Below are 15874 nucleotides of genomic sequence, written 5' to 3'. Positions count from 1 at the left end.
GAATTCGAACGAGTGTATGAAAGAATACACACTGAGGCTGAGCTTCTGGCAGGTTAAAATGGGGAGAATTTTCTTATTTTAACTTGTACTAAATCTTGACATAGGACCAGTATTATCCTGTGCCGGCTTACTCATCTTTCGATATTCTGAAATGGTCTCAGTGGTACGAATGGTCTGGGAACACTTCTGCTTAAAGTCCTCCCAGGACATTTCCTTGTTCTTCCACTTCTTATCCATTCTGCTATTTCCTACTGCTATTCTCATAACCTGCTGCCTCCTTCGCTAATTCTCGTTTGATACGATAGATGCCAATATTGGCACCTTCGACATTTCCTGACAAAATCTGTCCTTTAATGGACTGATAAGTATTTTTAGGAATCTTCCCCTTAAGGCTCCTAAGCTCTCTAAAAGTTCTATTTACATTTACGGTCATACCGCTTCCTCCTTAATCTTTCTGATAAAATTCACATTCATATCCCGCTGCGTTTAAGATCAGTCCTGGTGTCCAATCGAGTGTTTTCGACATAATCCGACACGCATCATCAAGAACTGCATCTCTCGGAGCTTCAATGACAGCCTCATCATGCACATGCATAACAATGTCATAACCTGCTGCTTCCAAGCGTTCCATTGCTTCTGCCAAAATATCTCTACTCATCGCCTGAATAATGTTTTCCACAAACTTTGGTCCGTAGGAATTGATCTTTCCCCATTTCTTTGTGGCATCTACACCCATATAGGCAATCTCGTCTCTGTCATAATCATTGCGATATACGCTTGGCTTTGCATAGGCGAGCCTTCTTCCACTTGGCAGGCCAATAAACAACATGCCGGACTGATATTCAAAGGTCAGACACTTATAGGTCTGTGGCTGCTTATCCTTTACTGCTTTGATGACACATCTATGCACATCCCACCACAGCTTTACGATGGCCGGATTACTCTGTCTCCAGGAATCCACAATCGGCTGCAATTCTTCCTCAGCAAGCCCCATATCAATAGCACCCATGCTGATCATCGCTCCAACGCCACCACCATATCCAAGTGCCAGTTCTGCGATCTTACCTTTCTGACGCAGCTCTCCATTGACACCATGCTTTTCAACCGGAACACCAAACATCTGACTGGCAGATGCGCAATAGATATCACCGTTGTTCCTAAAAACTTCCTGACGCCAGCTCTCCCCAGCAAGCCATGCAATTACCCTGGCCTCAATTGCACTAAAGTCAGCTACCATAAACTTACAGCCTTCTCTCGGCACAAATGCAGTACGAATAAGCTGGGAAAGGGTATCTGGAATAGAATCGTACAAAAGCTCTACTGCTTCAAAGCAACCACTCTTTATCAGATTTCTTGCTACCGCCAAATCAGGAATATGGTTCTGTGGGAGGTTTTGCACCTGCACAAGTCTGCCTGCCCAGCGGCCAGTTCTGTTGGCTCCATAAAACTGCAACAGTCCATGTGCCCTTCCATCGTTGCAGTGGCAGGTCTCCATTGCCAGATATTTTTTCACGCTGGACTTGGAAAGAAGCAGCCTAAGCTCTAACACTTCCTTTACCGGTCCGGTTGCTGTTTCCATAATTGAAGCCACCTCTGCTTTTGTAAGTGTCTCCATTTCGACACCATTTGACAAAATCCACTCTTTTAACTGAATGGGTGAGTTTGGATTTTCTAGTCCCGTAAGCTCCTGGGCTCTTTTTAAATATCGATCCCTGGACTCCTCATCACATTTAATGGCCTGCCTTACCAGTGCCATATCAAGCTCAATGCCTAAATCATTGATGCGCTGATCCTGTGTATATTGTTTCCAAAGGAAATCTGGAACCGGGAACCTTGCCAACTTATCCATGATCTCCATTTCTGTTTCAACGTCCCTGGCATTATAGGTAATAAACTGTTCTCATTTTTCTCTATCATGCTCCGGAAGGTTTCTGGTGCAACCACCATTTGTTTTGGTCGGCTTACATGGTACAGAGAAGAATTTAATCAAATCCTTACCAGTTTCTAACTTCTTCTTTTCCACTCCTAACACTGCTTCTACCTGAGCCAAAGAGCCTGGAAGCCCTAGATACAACGAAGCCACCATCGTACAGCGCCATGCGTCCGGAGCCAGGTGTACACCTAGGTACTTTCCTAAGCAAACACGCTCAAACTGTGCATTGAAGGCAAATTTTAGAACCGTATCATCAAGCATCGCTTCCCTTATTTCCTGTGGTAGTTCCTCCCCTTCTGCCAGGGAGATTACCTTCGCCGGACCACCATCTGCGGAATAACCAAAAAGCAGCACTTCAAAACCAGGAGCATCTACATACTTGTAAACTCCTGACTTAGATAAGTCTGCTTCACTATAAGTTTCAATATCAATATTCATTCTTTTCATGCTAATCACCTTTCTTACTTTCTAAGCGGTTGATTGGATCACCAGGAGGTGTTACCCTCCCGGCTTCCATCTGACACTCTTTAATTGTTATTAACCGAGGAAATCGTCCTCACCATCGCCAAAGTCATCGTTAGCAGAAACTCTGCCACCACCAAGGCTCTCACCATCTCTGGTCTTCTGGATATTTCCAAGTCCACATGCGATACCCTTATTGCCATTTGTGTTGAAGGCATAAAAGTTGATGCTGACTCTTGCATAGCAACCAGAATACACTTCTGTCTCATCTGTGATAGGCTGACGGTTAAGATCTACGATCTGAGGAGCTGTCTTTGAATTGCAGTTGATGAAGTATGCGTCTTCGTATGCCTCGTCATCCTTTTCGATACCATCACGAAGTGGGAGCTTAAGTGCTGCCTTGTTCGGCTTCTTACCACCAAACTTTGAAACACCGTCTGTGATTGCCTGGTCGATTGCCTTATTGATTAAGGCGATTGTCTCTGTGTCGGACTTCGGAATAATAAGGGACACACTGTACTTCTCATCACCACCATTGATTGACTTTGGTGTGAACACATTTGCATAAGAAAGTCTTACCTCGTTAGTTACTACTCTGTTACCATTCATAATTTTTGCCATAATACTAATCCTCCTGGAATTCATCATTTACTGTGTTAACTGTTACTTCCGGTCTTTTATCGCTCACCGGAACGAGCGTTAATTTTCCTGCTGGCTTTGTGACATATGAGCCCAGCACCTCGTTGAAGGTATCCTTACCCATAAGCTTTTCAAAAGCAGTCAAGGTAATAAGGGACTTATTATAGATGTCCGTATAACCGGCACCCTTGGCAGCCTCCTCTACCTTTTTCTCATCAGTGAATCGTCTGGTGGACCTACCTTCTACGAGCTTGTATCCATTCCAATGCTTACCATTCTCAATGGCCTCTGCCTGGGCATACGCCATAACATCACTGGCCCACTTGGAAAGCTCGTCCGCCTTCTCCATTACCTCAGCAACTTCTTCATCCGATAAAAGTGCGGGCGGCTGGAACTCCATTTTTGCAAGTTCCAAAAAGCTCTCTGCTCTGGCCCTGCAGGTATTTCTTGCTTTACAAAATCTGCACCAGGATCCAGAAATAAACTCTCCTTCTCCCTTAGCAGCAAGCTCAGCCTTTGGCTTTAATACTTCCTCAGCCCATTTATAGAGCTCCTCGGCACTAATCGTCCAAGTGGAAATACTGGAGAGTCTTGATTGGAAGATGGTCATTGTGACCTGCTCGATATCGTACAAACAATCAAAGAGATTCAAAGCTCCCAGGGCATATAACATCATCTGCGGATTGTGATCTGCATAGACTGCCACGCCCCTTCCATACTTGAAATCCACTACATTCAATTCCTTATCCGCGACTAAAAGGAAGTCATCGGTACCAAAGCCGTCCGGAACATAACATGGGAAATCGAGATGCTGCTCAATGAGTGTCACAGGATCCTTGTAGGTAAGTTTGGCCTGTCCTACCAGGTCCATAATGAAATCCCGGTAATCATCAGTAAACTCCTCCATCTCATCGGTCCAATAATCAGAAGTTGGTCTCCTGCCTGCTCTCATCTTCAGTGCCTTTCGCACCTTCCATTCACAAAGAGCATGTGCTGCGGTTCCCTCTGCAGCAAAGGTTGTTGTCTCGTCCTCCATACCGGCAGTGAGCTGGGCAGATGGCGTACAATTCATCCATCTGTCCGCTGCCGATGCACCGAGGACACTGTGTACCTCTGGTGGCATTAGGCACTCACCTCCAATCCAAGTGATGCAAGAAGTGCCTGATCTACCCTGGCCATATCAGCGTCGGTCAGATGGTCGGTCACTGAAATCACATCACCTTTATCAATAGTGGCAAGCTGCTCTGCCTGAAGAACGGATACCTTACGAAGTCCGGAATAATGCTGTAACACAATATGTGTTGGAAGTTCCAACTTCTTAAGCTGTGAAGTAAGGTACGCTACAATCAGATTCCCTGAATGGTCATTTCCTACCTGGTTCTGAATCACCACAGCAGGGTGATTACCACAGACTACATGGCCATGTGGCTTTTTGATTGGATTGTCGACGAATACGATATCGCCTCTCTTAAAATCACCATGCCGCACCTCCTACTTAATATCCTGCGCTGCAGCCATCAGGTCCTTATAATCTTCCGGCTTGACTGCGGACAATTTATTTGCATCGAAGCTCTCAAGAAGTTCCTTCACCTGCGCTGTAAATCCGTCCTGACTCTTTTCTGCAAGCACTGCTCTCACCTGCTCGATGGTGATAACTTCCTCCGGCCCCTTTGCAGGCTTCTCGGCCTTGGCTTTAGCTGCCTTTGGTGCTTCCTTCTTTGGTTCCTCTACCGGTTTATCAGCATCTACTGTCATAGCCTGCGCTACTGGAACTCCGATTGTTTTATCTGCTACTGCCATAAGCACCACTGCTAAATCCTGGTATGCTTTGGCTACATTGTTAATTGCTTCAATTGGTGTCATACGCTACCTCCTTAATGTCCACGATAGAAATGAGCAAGGAGTTTTGATCTCCAATCACTTCCTTTGGTGTTTACAGTTACTAGCTTATCTTCTGGCTTGCTCACAACTGGCTCACTCTTTTCCGAGGCCTTCGCGCAGCTCTTTTCACACTGTCCTGCGTATGGACAGATATGTCTGCTACCGCCGGGATTTACCGTATCTTCAATAATCTGCTTATATCCGATGCCGATACGATTGTTGATGATCAGAGCATCGTACTTGATTTCTTCCATATCAGAGTTGAAGAATTTGATAGGAATCTTACGCTTACGAGCTTCCTGGATTTCTTCGATCATGCCCTCGGACACCTCATCCGCATAAACACGCATCTCTTTACATTCTGCGAGCAGTGCTTTGCCCCAGCGCATTCCCTTATAGCGGTCATACTTCTCATCCAGAAACTGTGTGAAGTATAAATGTGGTGCAATCGGAATACCGTCGTAAGCAGCATCTCTGCAATATCGTTTTACATTCTCAAGGTTCTTTTTCTCGTCTCCTCTATATGGAGAGCAAATAAAAATCTTATCCATAAAAATCTTCTTTCCTTTCCAGAGCCAGTGTGCTATACTGACTCTAACCAGATTTGGAATGTTCATCATCCATTAGCTTTCCAGGGCACCGGTTGATTGTATTCCTTATTCTTTACCGTTGTGTTACCATTTTGTTTAAGTTTTAATGTTTCGTCTTAAACATTTGGTAAGCTCGTGATCAAAAAAAATTGCATCGAATTCTGGAAATGATAAGTTAAGTGCCTTGACGATTTCAACCATCTCCTCAGCTTTGAACTTATTCACTTCGCTACATTCTTTTTGACACATGGCCTTCTCGGTAATACCGAGTACAGCAGCCAGGTCTTTTTGTTTGACATTGCGTTCGACGCGCTTGGCTTTAAGTAATCGAACATTCATCATCTCACCTCCCGTTTGTTTAAGTTATGAGCCTATTCTATATAACAAATGGTAAGTTGTCAACACTTATTTTACCATTTGTTTTACCTTGAAATCTAATAAGTCTAGTAAAATCAAGGCTTTCAGCCACAAAAAACTTTCCAAAAATTTATTTTCTATTGACATTTTCGGTAAGTCGCGTTATACTTTTAGTAAATTCAGTGATTCATATAAAAATGAATTTAAAAATAATATACTACGAAAAAAAGCAAAGAAATACTGAATTTGCTGGAATTCTGTAGTGCGAGACGACATGGACAGTCATGCGAGCAACAAACCAGTGTTTATAAAAATGGTAAGTTAGGGCACAATATTGTATAAGAAGAGTGCGGAGTGAATAATAATTTTTTAAGCCCACAAAAAATGATGAAAAAAACAAACACTGCACAATGCCCAGACGCAGCGCCTTAAAGCAACGCAGAGCATATGCAAATCTTAATTAGAAATGAGGAAAACCAAATGGCACAAAACTTAGGAGGTCGAATCGCTGAATTATTGACACAATATAACATGACTCAAAGAGAGCTCGCAGATAAGGCTGGCATCACTGAAGTGTCTATGTCTCGTTATATCAAAGGCGATCGTGTTCCAAAGGGAACTACTCTGGCTAATATTGCCACTGCCCTTCACACAACCACTGATTTCCTATTAAACGGGGAAGGTTCCGGCACCGGTGACTTTGAATCCGAATACTATCAGATTCACAGACTGATTGCTAGAAACGCATCTCAGATGTCTCCAAAACAGAGACGTGAACTTATCAATGCTTTACTTGAGTCCGACGAGAACTAGGAAAGGATAGAACAAAAGTATTGATTATCTTGCGACAGCACAGAGGCGTCCGCCTAGCCAACGAGCGCTATGAGGAAATTAAGGCTGACATTATCGATATGTTTGAATAATGTGATGTACATACATTCCCACTCAACGCATTCGATATTGCCGAGACATTACATTACAATGTGGTACCATATTCTTCTCTTCCAGTGGAAAAAAGAATCGAGTGTCACTGTATTAGCAAGGACGGTTGTTCCGAGCTAGATCACAACCAGGAAACTGGTATGTACACCTACAATATTTATTACAATGATTCCAGCGATATTGACGACAGTCGCGTGCATTTTACAATCATGCACGAAATCGGACATATAAGGCTTGGCCACCTGGATGAGGACATTGATAAGCCTGACAATTACAAGGAATCAGAAGCCAACTTTTATGCGGCATACAGCCTTGCGCCACCGCCGATGATTGACTACTATGCATGCGCAAACCAGGATGACTTATGCCGCACTTTCCATGTCTCATGGGAGATGTCCGGCTACTGCCTTGAACGCTACGTCAAGTGGTTAAGCTGCAGCCCTTACTACACTGAACATGAAACACAATTGATGTCACTGTTTGGTGCAGCATAAAAATGAATATGATGTTATAATTTTCATAGAAAACTTACGAGAAAGGAGGAGATACGATATGCAAATCATTAAGCGCAACTGTGAATCAGATACAACTAAAACAATCGAGTTATTTGCCGGTACTGGTGGAATAGCAAAAATGATAAGTGAAATCGTAGACGACATCTATGAGAAGTTCCTGCGTGCACTTCTTAATGCATTTGAAACAGTTCTTGGTATTGATCCGAGAGACTATGTTGTTACCGCTGCAATTCACTATGATCTCAATTTGTGCGATACGCAGGATTTAAAGCATATCGTGAATGCGTTCCTGGAACACTCAGGATTAACACGCAAGATTTACCTGGTACCCCGCTTCCATAGAGGCAACACCGATGATGCAAATCTTATATTAGCTATGTAACTGTAAACTTAAGATTTTGCAACGGAGGTATAACCATGCTTAAATATAATGACTCTATGGATCACTACGACGAGGACATGCAGTCCTTCACCCAGTCAGGCCAATACCAGGCTATGCACACGCGAAACAATGAGGAAATTGAGCTCTTTCGAGAGCAGTTGCCGGGCCACATGAAGGCATACTTTACCAGTCTCCTCAATCATTTATCAGATGAATATGCCTGTCTTGCCGAGGCATCATATGATGCTGGTATTGAACGAGGCTATTCTAGAGAAGAAGCCTATGAAAAATAGAATACAAAAAAGCAGAAAGCTAGTGAAAACCAAATCGGAATTCACTAGCTTATTTTAATGCCAATAATCATAAGGTGAGCGATACCCTCGCTGCTGTGCTACCACCGGCTTTGGCTTAGCCTTTGGTATGCTATCTTCTGCAGCTTCTTTTGTGGCAAACAACCTGTTCTTGTTTACCTGGATCCCACCGCCATTTTCAAATCTTATAATAATCAAATTTCCAGCCGGGCGCACCACTGTGCATTCCCTGACTATTCTATTACTTTCTATAATATAGGCCTTATCGCCGACTTTATATCCTGCTGCCATAAATGCCTCCTACCAAAGAAAAGGCCAGCTCAAAGGGAAATCAAAGCTAGTCATCCTTACAACCTATTTTGCTGTTACCTTTTCTCGTAAAGCAATACCATCAACAACACCATGCACGTATGCCTCAGACGCTAATGCGCTATTTACTTCCGTAGCTGCGTCCAAGTATGCTGTAAGCTGCTGCTTCTGTATATCACTTAATCCTGCTTGCAAATATGATAACAGCCTATCCTCCTGCTGCTTTAGTCGGGTATATTCTTGAGACTGAATATACACACGAAGTGACTCATCAAAGTTATCCTTGATGCATTCCTCCAGTTCCATGTCAATCACACCTCCAATACCGGGATTAATATTGATCGGCCTGTTTAACAAAATATAAAAACCCTAGGTAGCGAACCTAGAGTTATTATACAGAACATTTGTTCTGTTGTCAATTTCAAAATATAAAAGCTGCATTAGAATGCCTCACTGTCTTTTCTAATCAGTGTTCGTTTTGTACCGGCATACTTTTCTCTCAAAGCTGGAAGATCTATCTTTTTACCTAATAGTTCCTCCACAACTCCCCAGAGTCCATTTTTTTCATCTGGAAATACATCCATGAACATTGTGAAGTCCGTATTTTGAACTACTAACGAATCGCCTTCTAATCCACGTCCCGGAACTCCATAATTCAGAACAGGTTCATGTCCAGTAGTGATATCCTTATCAAAAATGATTATTCCAGATGCAGGAGCTCCGCCCATCAACGTCATACTGATTGCGACATCTACAATTTTATCATCAATAGTAATCCAAGAATGGTCAAAGTATAAACCTTGTCCGTATACTTCACCAATACATAATGTTGGCTCCATTCCCAGTTCCTTCAGTGCAACATATAATGCGGAACAAGACGCATGGCATGCCCCCCACCAATTTTTTCTATGCATGTAATTATAAAGATTAACAAGCACATTAGATAATTCCTCACTATACCCTGCAGCTTTAACTTCATCTCTAATTTTCTGAACAGGGCTTATATTTTCTTTTAATAAGCAACATTGTTTATATTTCTTGCCACTTCCACATGGACATGGATCATTTCTGCCAATCTTCCCCATTGCAATACCTCCATTTCTACAAGCTACTATTCTTCTTCATCTTCAATATGACCGCCGAAGACTTCCAGATCCTCGATAGGAATACGCTCTCGGATAAATGTATCTAAATCGACTCCATCGATTTCCACCCCTCCAATTAGTGCTCCAAATAACGATTCCTTGCTTCCATTGGCCTTTGTAACATTCATATCCCAATTACCAACATCTGTTGCTAATATTGGTTCCGGTTTTGATTGAACATAGTCATTGATATAGCAAAGAATTGCTGCGGCTTTCTGATTTCCAATAGTAAGCTGTTTTTTATTTCTTATCACACGTCCACCATCGCATAAAACATAATCAGAAAACCAAACGCGACCTGTGGCCGATATTGTAAGATGCTGCTCCACTGCAGTTTCCTCAAGTGGATTCTTAAAATATCTAAGCATATCTGAAATAATCTGAGCCTTTTGGAGTGCCTTGTGATATACATAAAAATCCAGATTCCAAGGTAGGCCTTCCACCTTATCATCATGTGAGCTGAAATCCAGGATAATATCCTGCTGTTCCAAGGTTTCCACTATCGCATTATGAATATCAAAAAACTCCGAAAATTCAATCTTTTCTACCATATCTGGACAGACTTTTCCTACAGCGCGACCTGTTGTAGTATTACTCTTATTTGGAAGGTTTGCGATCAGCTTTGCTGCTTCGCTGATAATTTTTTCTTTATCTTTTTCTGTCATAGGATGTTTCCCCTCTTTCTTGTCTGTTTTATCCTTTCCCAGAATTCCTTCTATCATATCTAACGCATTTAATATCTGAATGCATTCATATCTTTCAACATTTCTGCTTGTCCTACCATGTAGTATCCAGTTGCGATTGACATATGGAGGCTCATTACCGCTTTCAAAGGTATACTCTCCATCTACAAATAACCTACTCAAATATTCTATCATTGATGGATAAACATCCAAAAAATAATATCGTTTCATAAAAAAAGAATTCGATGCTTCAAATTGTTCTTTTTTAATATGTGCAAATCCGTTATCTGAAAATTTCTGACTATAGTATCTTATCACTTTGGGAAATTCAGCTAACTTATTTACTCTAACATCTAGCAATGCAACTAAATACATCGCTGCAGTCATATAATCATTTTCTCGAAAGGCTTTTATTCCTCTTTCAAAATAATTCCTATTCGCCGGAAGAATATACTTTTTATCTAAATCGCTGATTATAGTCTCAAGGACTCTACCATTATCTTCTTCGAAGAATTCAACTATCGCATCGCTGTTATCTGCAATTATTGCATTGTACCACTGGGATATTTCACGCGGATTAGAGTGCCCAGATACAATCCACCCATTAGCACCTAGTGTTTTACATATCTCGATTTCTTCTCCATATTTGGACTCAAACTCATCCTCAGAAAGCTGCTCACTTTCTTTCGCTTCCTTTATAAACTCCCACATTTCATCCGACAGTTGGAATGTTGGAAAAATGCCATCAAGTTGCTTTGCCAGATTTGCAATATTACTTCCTTGAAATTTTGCAATATTTAAGCTCTTTACTATGTCTGGGTTTATAGCATCCTTCCACATACGCGAAATCTGAATACTTTTATCCTTCCATAGCTGTATCTGAGGTGCTAACTTTTTTGATAAGTTGTTTAGCTGCTGAATTGCTTTTCTTAATTCTTCCGATCCACCCAATCCAAAATCATGCAAATAATCACTACCTTTCTCAAACCTCTACATCTTTATGACAATTAGTTATATATTTTATAAAGTCATCTTTATGCCTTCCAACCGATATATCATCCAAATAGAATCTGCCTGAGCATATAAGCCACATTATTTTGTCTATTTTATATGGTGTCACCTCTGGATCAACTTTCTTACATACTTCTGCCATCTCTACTATTGACTCAAATACCGAAATCGGATCGGCCTTTGATAATCCGGTCTGACTAAAAACCTCTATAAGATGTACATCCGGTTTAGGATAATTTAAGAAGCCCAGCTCCTTCAAACAGTCGCATGCTAAAGCAAATCCTATGCCAGAAATCTTTGTCGAGATTAAAAGTGGTAAGGCCATTCTAGTCGGCTTATTGTAATCAAATTGGTATACAAACTTTCTAAAATCATCCGTATCTGTAAAATTACTCATGAAATCGGCGGCCTCAACACACGACTTACTCCACTTCCACCAACTATTTCTCTTACTATCTTTACTCGTTACTCCAAACTTTTCTCTAAATATGTAATATAGTGCATCAGCATCCATTTGTTTAACTCGACTAACATCAAAATCGTACAAGATTTCTTTAATCTGTTGCCGACGTAAATCGTATTTTATAATATTTGGCATGCTCTGATAGTTTTGTGCTGAATGGATAAACTGTTCATAAATATCTTGCACTGAAGCATAATCACGCCTATCTCCTATAAAGTATTTTTGCAATTCAGCTTCCGATATTTCTTCTGGAAGCATATCAAGCAAATACTGACATGCGGTTGTATATGTAAGAATCATTTTATCTTTCAAAAAATCACTTCCTCTTTTTATGTAGTTTGCACTGTCCAATTGTTATTTTCCTCTTTTTTGATATAATGTACATATCAACAATAAAAGGAGAATTCACATTGAATATACAAGATTATTTTTCATCACACATAACTACCGGTCGTATTGCCGAAATTGCCTCTGCTGCATGCAACTACTATAACTGTTCAACGGCAAAAGAACTTAGCCCCAATCAGAAACTTGAATCACTGTGCACTGCATTAGCTATTGACAGACTTTCTTTAGACGAAATTATTGCTAATAGTCTGAAGTAAAACGCACAGTTAAAGGTCATGCATTTGAGATAATATTTGAAAAAATGCTTATCAATAATTCTATTTCATGCACAGACATCGGTGGAGACGGTGATACTGATCTAATCGTTAATAATATCACTCTTCAATTAAAGACGCCTTATGTAAATGGATGTTCCGAAAACACCGTTTCTTATAAAACGCATAAGACTCATGGCGCCAAATCCGAATTGGAATCTTTCGATTACTATCATAAAGTATCAGATTTCGCAGATTATCTAGTTGGATTGGTTTCATACGAGCCTTTCCAGGTTGACATCATCCCTAAAAACGAACTTCCAAGAGTTCCAGATCATGACGAGTACATTCAAAGTCCAATGTATATAAACATTGAAAATGGACAATATATCAATGACTTTAATAAACTTGGTATTTCCAAATCTCTTGTCTTTCCTAGATCGATAACAACTCTAGATTCAAATGAGATTTTACCATTATCTGCTTCTGCAATGGACGTTCGTAGCGAATATATACTTGAAGCCATCTTTAGAATTGAGAACTTTCGAATTTGGGATATGAATATGCGTGGCTTCATTCGTGAACGCTCTTTAAGCAATCTCTTTTTCCAAAACTCGATAACTGTTTTTCCTCCAACCATCACTGGTTTAGATCGTCCGGAAAAGAGTGATTTAGTATTGCAGAGCAAAGAAAATAACTATATTCGTTTTCAAGTAAAAGGCCTTACCTTCTCTGGCTGTCGTTTCGATGGTCAGAACTCACGTATTGACTGTGAAACACAATTATCAAGAGGACGTGTAAATGACCATCCAACACAAAGTAGGTTATACAAAATATCTGACTTTGAATATGTAATAATGGCAATGGATCCACCTTATACCAACAAATATAATCTTGAATATTTTGGAACTCCAAATTATAAATGGTCATATTATTGTGTGCCGGTGGCAGCACTAAGTACCCACCCAACATATACTACACGAATCGCTTCACATCAATATATTATGTTTAAGGATTTATTACAATACAAAATAAATCCTGAATGGCTCACAAAATGGAATTAATATGTTTCGTCTCGTAATTAGTTATAATAACCTCCTTGCAGGCTTTTCGACTTTGACCTGGCTTATTATCAGTATTATAAAGCCAACTCACGTCGTTAATATTTGCCCAAGAATACAGTTCTCTTATTTCTGGGCAATCATCATAGGATAAACAAAAATTATATTTTGTATTTCTAAGGGCATGCGCTACTCTAATATGATCTTCAATATCAAATGGTTTTGTGTATGCCCTTTTTTGGTCAGCGTGATAGTATGGCGGATCTAAATATATAAGTACATCTCGACCTTTTGGCGGCATATTCAGTATCTCTGTAAAATCTAGCGAAAACATTTCTACATCTACTAATTTTTTTGAAGCAGTTCTCAAAAAATTCCCCCAGTTTTTAGGAGGTGAACTTTTTCCTTCTGCATACCCCCATGCAGGTCGATTAATAATTCCACTGTAAGATGTTCTATTCAAATAGTATGTCTTGAATACCTTTTCAATCTCTGTCTCTACAACTAATTCCTTTATTATCGCATGTCTTTCCCTGGTTGCCTCTTCACGACTTAACATTTCAATTAACTGTTCACATCTCTCAGCATCCTGGATCCACCGATATAAATCTATTATTTCTGTTTCCAAATCATTGATGATATTATACTTAACCTTCTTTTTGCAAAAAAGACTGAACCGCCACCCATAAACGGTTCTCGATACTCATCATGAGGAACACACACAATGTAAGGCATTATATGTTTCAATGCATAAAATTTTCCTCCTGGATATCTCAACGGAGATTTGATCGCATCTGTCGCTTTTTTATATGGTTCTACAGTATATTGTGAAATCATAATCTACTTTCTCCTTCCAAAAAAGACATTTGCTGTGGAATCATAAAATTGGTGATTATCAACTCAAATCCAACCTGTCTTGCGCCATTTCTAACTGCTGAATTATCCACTCTATATGTAAAATTAACATCATAAATATTCGCCCAATTATACAACTCCCGTATTTCAGGACAGTCATCATATGTAAGAAAGAATTTATGATTTGTTCTTTTAAGTTCTTCAGCCAATCTAATATGATCTTCAATATCAAATCCGCACCTATAATGCTTATGCTTAGGTGGCAAATAATATGGGGGATCAACATATAAAAGAACATTGTCTCCCGGTGCTCTAATAACGTCAGAAAAATCCAAATTGGTAAGTCTAACTCCTTCTAAAGCCTCTCCACATGGTATGATTCTTTCAAACCACCTTTCAGGAGGCAAACTTCTTTTCGGACGATATCCCCATGCAGCAGAGACTAACTTTCCACTGAACGATGTTCTATTCAAGTAATAATATTTTTTTGCTATCTCATAATTGTTCTCTGGAACACTTTCATATATTTCTTTCCATCTCTCTTTTGAAGCAATCTCTGATTTAAATTCTTCTGCCATTTTTTCTCTTAAAAAAGGATCCTGCATAGTTCTATAACATTCCATCAATTCTGAGTCTAAATCATTCAACCAATTTAATTCAGCTTTTGGTTTATGAAAAAAAACGGTTGCTCCGCCTGCAAATGGTTCTCTATACTCTGTACAGTCTACTGCCTCCCAATAAGGTTGTAAAATATCCATTGCGTAATATTTTCCACCTGGATATCTAAATGGTAATGCTGCTCTTTTCATAGCTGGTCTCCTTATTCCTTCACGATTTCCATAATATCAGATATTTCACAATCTAATGCGACACAAATCTTTAACAACACATCCGTTGTGACATTTTCATCATGTACTAATTTTGTAACTGATGATTTACTAATCTGCGCCAAATTTATAAGCTCTGTTTTTTTCATATCTTTATCTATAAGTAATTTCCATAGTTTTTTGTATGTAAATTTCATTTTTCCTCCTAGTATTCCAAATCGTCATTTAATTGTATAACAACAGCAGTTTGATTTTACCATAAAAAGAGCGTAAACTCAATCTTTATATTGCTTTTTAATTCTTTTTGTTTTATTCGCACTCTTCAAAAAACTCAAACCTCGGTTCATAATTTTTGCAAAAAAAATGGTTAGTATTTATAATTTCTACATATTTCATCAGCTACTTGAAATCTATTGATGTCTATTTTTATTGCGTTATTTTTCACCAGATTTTCATCCAGATAGCCTTCCAATTCTGTCCCCTCTAAATAATAAAATCCTTGCGGAACAATAAATCTGCCTATATCAATTTCTATTTTTCCTTTGCTAATAAAATTAGTCTCACAAATGCTTAGTATTGGCATCATCATCTTATTACCTCTACTTTCGTATTGACATATCCTTGAATATACCTCTGATGTATTTTTGTATTTTTTCTTCAAATCGTCTAGTTCTATTCCTTTTCCCATTGTGATGACTCCAGAAATTCCTGAAAGTGGTCTGCTAAGGTATAAATATGCTTCAACCTCCTCATGCATAAACCGTTTTCTATATTCGTATATTTTTTCTTGACTCTTTACAATCTCCCACCCATAGGGCTTCATGCTTAGTAAAATACGTCTCATGATAGTGCCTCGCTTTGCCTTTATATTTTACAAATTTTAATGTCCCATAAAAAGGACGTAAA

Annotated in this window: 21 protein-coding genes and 3 pseudogenes; 6 read left to right on the top strand and 18 right to left on the bottom strand. The window is 39.6% G+C overall.

Annotated elements, in window-relative coordinates; all coding sequences use genetic code 11:
• Positions 1-78: 78 nt before the first annotated feature.
• The 9 genes and pseudogenes from DXA97_RS20310 to DXA97_RS15400 all read right to left on the bottom strand — a co-directional run bounded on the left by DXA97_RS20310 (position 79) and on the right by DXA97_RS15400 (position 5847).
• Positions 79-237: a hypothetical protein gene (locus DXA97_RS20310; protein ID WP_182436926.1), complete on the bottom strand. Its 159-nt coding sequence runs from the start codon at positions 235-237 to the stop codon at positions 79-81.
• Positions 238-241: 4 nt separating this feature from the next.
• Positions 242-433, bottom strand: a complete 192-nt coding sequence (locus DXA97_RS15435) for a hypothetical protein (RefSeq protein ID WP_118720987.1) — start codon at positions 431-433, stop codon at positions 242-244.
• 12 nt (positions 434-445) lie between these two features.
• Positions 446-2380, bottom strand: a pseudogene (locus DXA97_RS15430) (DNA polymerase).
• Positions 2381-2470: 90 nt separating this feature from the next.
• Positions 2471-3016: a DUF2815 family protein gene (locus tag DXA97_RS15425; protein WP_207666848.1), complete on the bottom strand. Its 546-nt coding sequence runs from the start codon at positions 3014-3016 to the stop codon at positions 2471-2473.
• Positions 3017-3020: 4 nt separating this feature from the next.
• Positions 3021-4157 (bottom strand): DUF2800 domain-containing protein, encoded by a 1137-nt coding sequence (locus tag DXA97_RS15420; RefSeq protein ID WP_118720986.1) that lies wholly within the window; start codon positions 4155-4157, stop codon positions 3021-3023.
• The gene (locus DXA97_RS15415) at positions 4157-4522 is read right to left on the bottom strand and encodes a type II toxin-antitoxin system PemK/MazF family toxin (protein WP_118720985.1); all 366 of its coding nucleotides are present in this window, start codon (positions 4520-4522) and stop codon (positions 4157-4159) included. The genes DXA97_RS15420 and DXA97_RS15415 overlap by 1 nt, the downstream gene beginning before the upstream one ends.
• A gap of 3 nt (positions 4523-4525) precedes the next feature.
• Complete coding sequence (locus tag DXA97_RS15410; RefSeq protein WP_118720984.1) at positions 4526-4897, bottom strand: rRNA biogenesis protein rrp5; 372 nt, start codon at positions 4895-4897, stop codon at positions 4526-4528.
• A gap of 11 nt (positions 4898-4908) precedes the next feature.
• Positions 4909-5466, bottom strand: coding sequence for a class I SAM-dependent methyltransferase (locus DXA97_RS15405; RefSeq protein WP_147355584.1), 558 nt, complete (start codon positions 5464-5466; stop codon positions 4909-4911).
• 135 nt (positions 5467-5601) lie between these two features.
• Positions 5602-5847, bottom strand: a complete 246-nt coding sequence (locus DXA97_RS15400) for a helix-turn-helix transcriptional regulator (protein ID WP_147355583.1) — start codon at positions 5845-5847, stop codon at positions 5602-5604.
• A gap of 495 nt (positions 5848-6342) precedes the next feature.
• Here DXA97_RS15400 and DXA97_RS15395 point away from each other — a divergent pair, with 495 nt between their 5' ends.
• From DXA97_RS15395 to DXA97_RS15380, 4 genes are all read left to right on the top strand, one after another.
• Positions 6343-6675: a helix-turn-helix transcriptional regulator gene (locus DXA97_RS15395; protein ID WP_118720981.1), complete on the top strand. Its 333-nt coding sequence runs from the start codon at positions 6343-6345 to the stop codon at positions 6673-6675.
• 269 nt (positions 6676-6944) lie between these two features.
• The gene (locus DXA97_RS15390; protein ID WP_015541008.1) at positions 6945-7298 is read left to right on the top strand and encodes an ImmA/IrrE family metallo-endopeptidase; all 354 of its coding nucleotides are present in this window, start codon (positions 6945-6947) and stop codon (positions 7296-7298) included.
• A gap of 58 nt (positions 7299-7356) precedes the next feature.
• Positions 7357-7701, top strand: a complete 345-nt coding sequence (locus tag DXA97_RS15385; protein WP_118720980.1) for a hypothetical protein — start codon at positions 7357-7359, stop codon at positions 7699-7701.
• A 35-nt stretch (positions 7702-7736) separates the two neighbouring features.
• Positions 7737-7994, top strand: coding sequence for a hypothetical protein (locus DXA97_RS15380; protein ID WP_118720979.1), 258 nt, complete (start codon positions 7737-7739; stop codon positions 7992-7994).
• Between the two features lie 54 nt (positions 7995-8048).
• Here DXA97_RS15380 and DXA97_RS15375 read toward each other — a convergent pair whose 3' ends face one another.
• The 5 genes and pseudogenes from DXA97_RS15375 to DXA97_RS15355 form a co-directional block, all read right to left on the bottom strand.
• The gene (locus DXA97_RS15375) at positions 8049-8303 is read right to left on the bottom strand and encodes a hypothetical protein (protein ID WP_118720978.1); all 255 of its coding nucleotides are present in this window, start codon (positions 8301-8303) and stop codon (positions 8049-8051) included.
• Positions 8304-8366: 63 nt separating this feature from the next.
• A complete protein-coding gene (locus tag DXA97_RS15370; RefSeq protein ID WP_118720977.1) occupies positions 8367-8627 on the bottom strand; it encodes a DUF6809 family protein in 261 nt (86 codons plus the stop codon).
• Between the two features lie 704 nt (positions 8628-9331).
• Positions 9332-9403 (bottom strand): annotated as a pseudogene (locus DXA97_RS22360) (SEC-C metal-binding domain-containing protein); the annotation flags it as partial.
• Positions 9404-9432: 29 nt separating this feature from the next.
• The gene (locus DXA97_RS15360) at positions 9433-11115 is read right to left on the bottom strand and encodes a hypothetical protein (protein WP_118720976.1); all 1683 of its coding nucleotides are present in this window, start codon (positions 11113-11115) and stop codon (positions 9433-9435) included.
• A 16-nt stretch (positions 11116-11131) separates the two neighbouring features.
• On the bottom strand, positions 11132-11974 hold the full coding sequence (locus DXA97_RS15355; protein WP_118720975.1) for a hypothetical protein: 843 nt from the start codon (positions 11972-11974) through the stop codon (positions 11132-11134).
• A 59-nt stretch (positions 11975-12033) separates the two neighbouring features.
• On the opposite strand from DXA97_RS15355, the gene DXA97_RS19930 reads away from it, so the two are divergent.
• The gene (locus DXA97_RS19930; RefSeq protein ID WP_147355582.1) at positions 12034-12228 is read left to right on the top strand and encodes a hypothetical protein; all 195 of its coding nucleotides are present in this window, start codon (positions 12034-12036) and stop codon (positions 12226-12228) included.
• Positions 12229-12272: 44 nt separating this feature from the next.
• A complete protein-coding gene (locus tag DXA97_RS15350; RefSeq protein ID WP_118720974.1) occupies positions 12273-13289 on the top strand; it encodes a hypothetical protein in 1017 nt (338 codons plus the stop codon).
• On the opposite strand, the pseudogene DXA97_RS15345 reads toward DXA97_RS15350, so the two are convergent.
• From DXA97_RS15345 to DXA97_RS15325, 4 genes and pseudogenes are all read right to left on the bottom strand, one after another.
• Positions 13273-14021, bottom strand: a pseudogene (locus DXA97_RS15345) (DNA adenine methylase). The gene DXA97_RS15350 and the pseudogene DXA97_RS15345 sit on opposite strands and share 17 nt — an antisense overlap.
• Positions 14022-14119: 98 nt before the next feature.
• On the bottom strand, positions 14120-14950 hold the full coding sequence (locus DXA97_RS15335) for a DNA adenine methylase (protein ID WP_118720971.1): 831 nt from the start codon (positions 14948-14950) through the stop codon (positions 14120-14122).
• 11 nt (positions 14951-14961) lie between these two features.
• On the bottom strand, positions 14962-15165 hold the full coding sequence (locus tag DXA97_RS15330) for a helix-turn-helix transcriptional regulator (protein WP_118720970.1): 204 nt from the start codon (positions 15163-15165) through the stop codon (positions 14962-14964).
• A 170-nt stretch (positions 15166-15335) separates the two neighbouring features.
• Positions 15336-15812, bottom strand: a complete 477-nt coding sequence (locus DXA97_RS15325) for a hypothetical protein (RefSeq protein ID WP_118720969.1) — start codon at positions 15810-15812, stop codon at positions 15336-15338.
• Positions 15813-15874: the final 62 nt, after the last annotated feature.

This window comes from Clostridium sp. OF09-36, assembly GCF_003481985.1.
Taxonomy (GTDB): Bacteria; Bacillota; Clostridia; order Lachnospirales; family Lachnospiraceae; genus Brotaphodocola.
The sequence above is the reverse complement of the archived record's forward strand: the minus strand, read 5'-3'. Positions and strand labels throughout refer to the sequence as shown.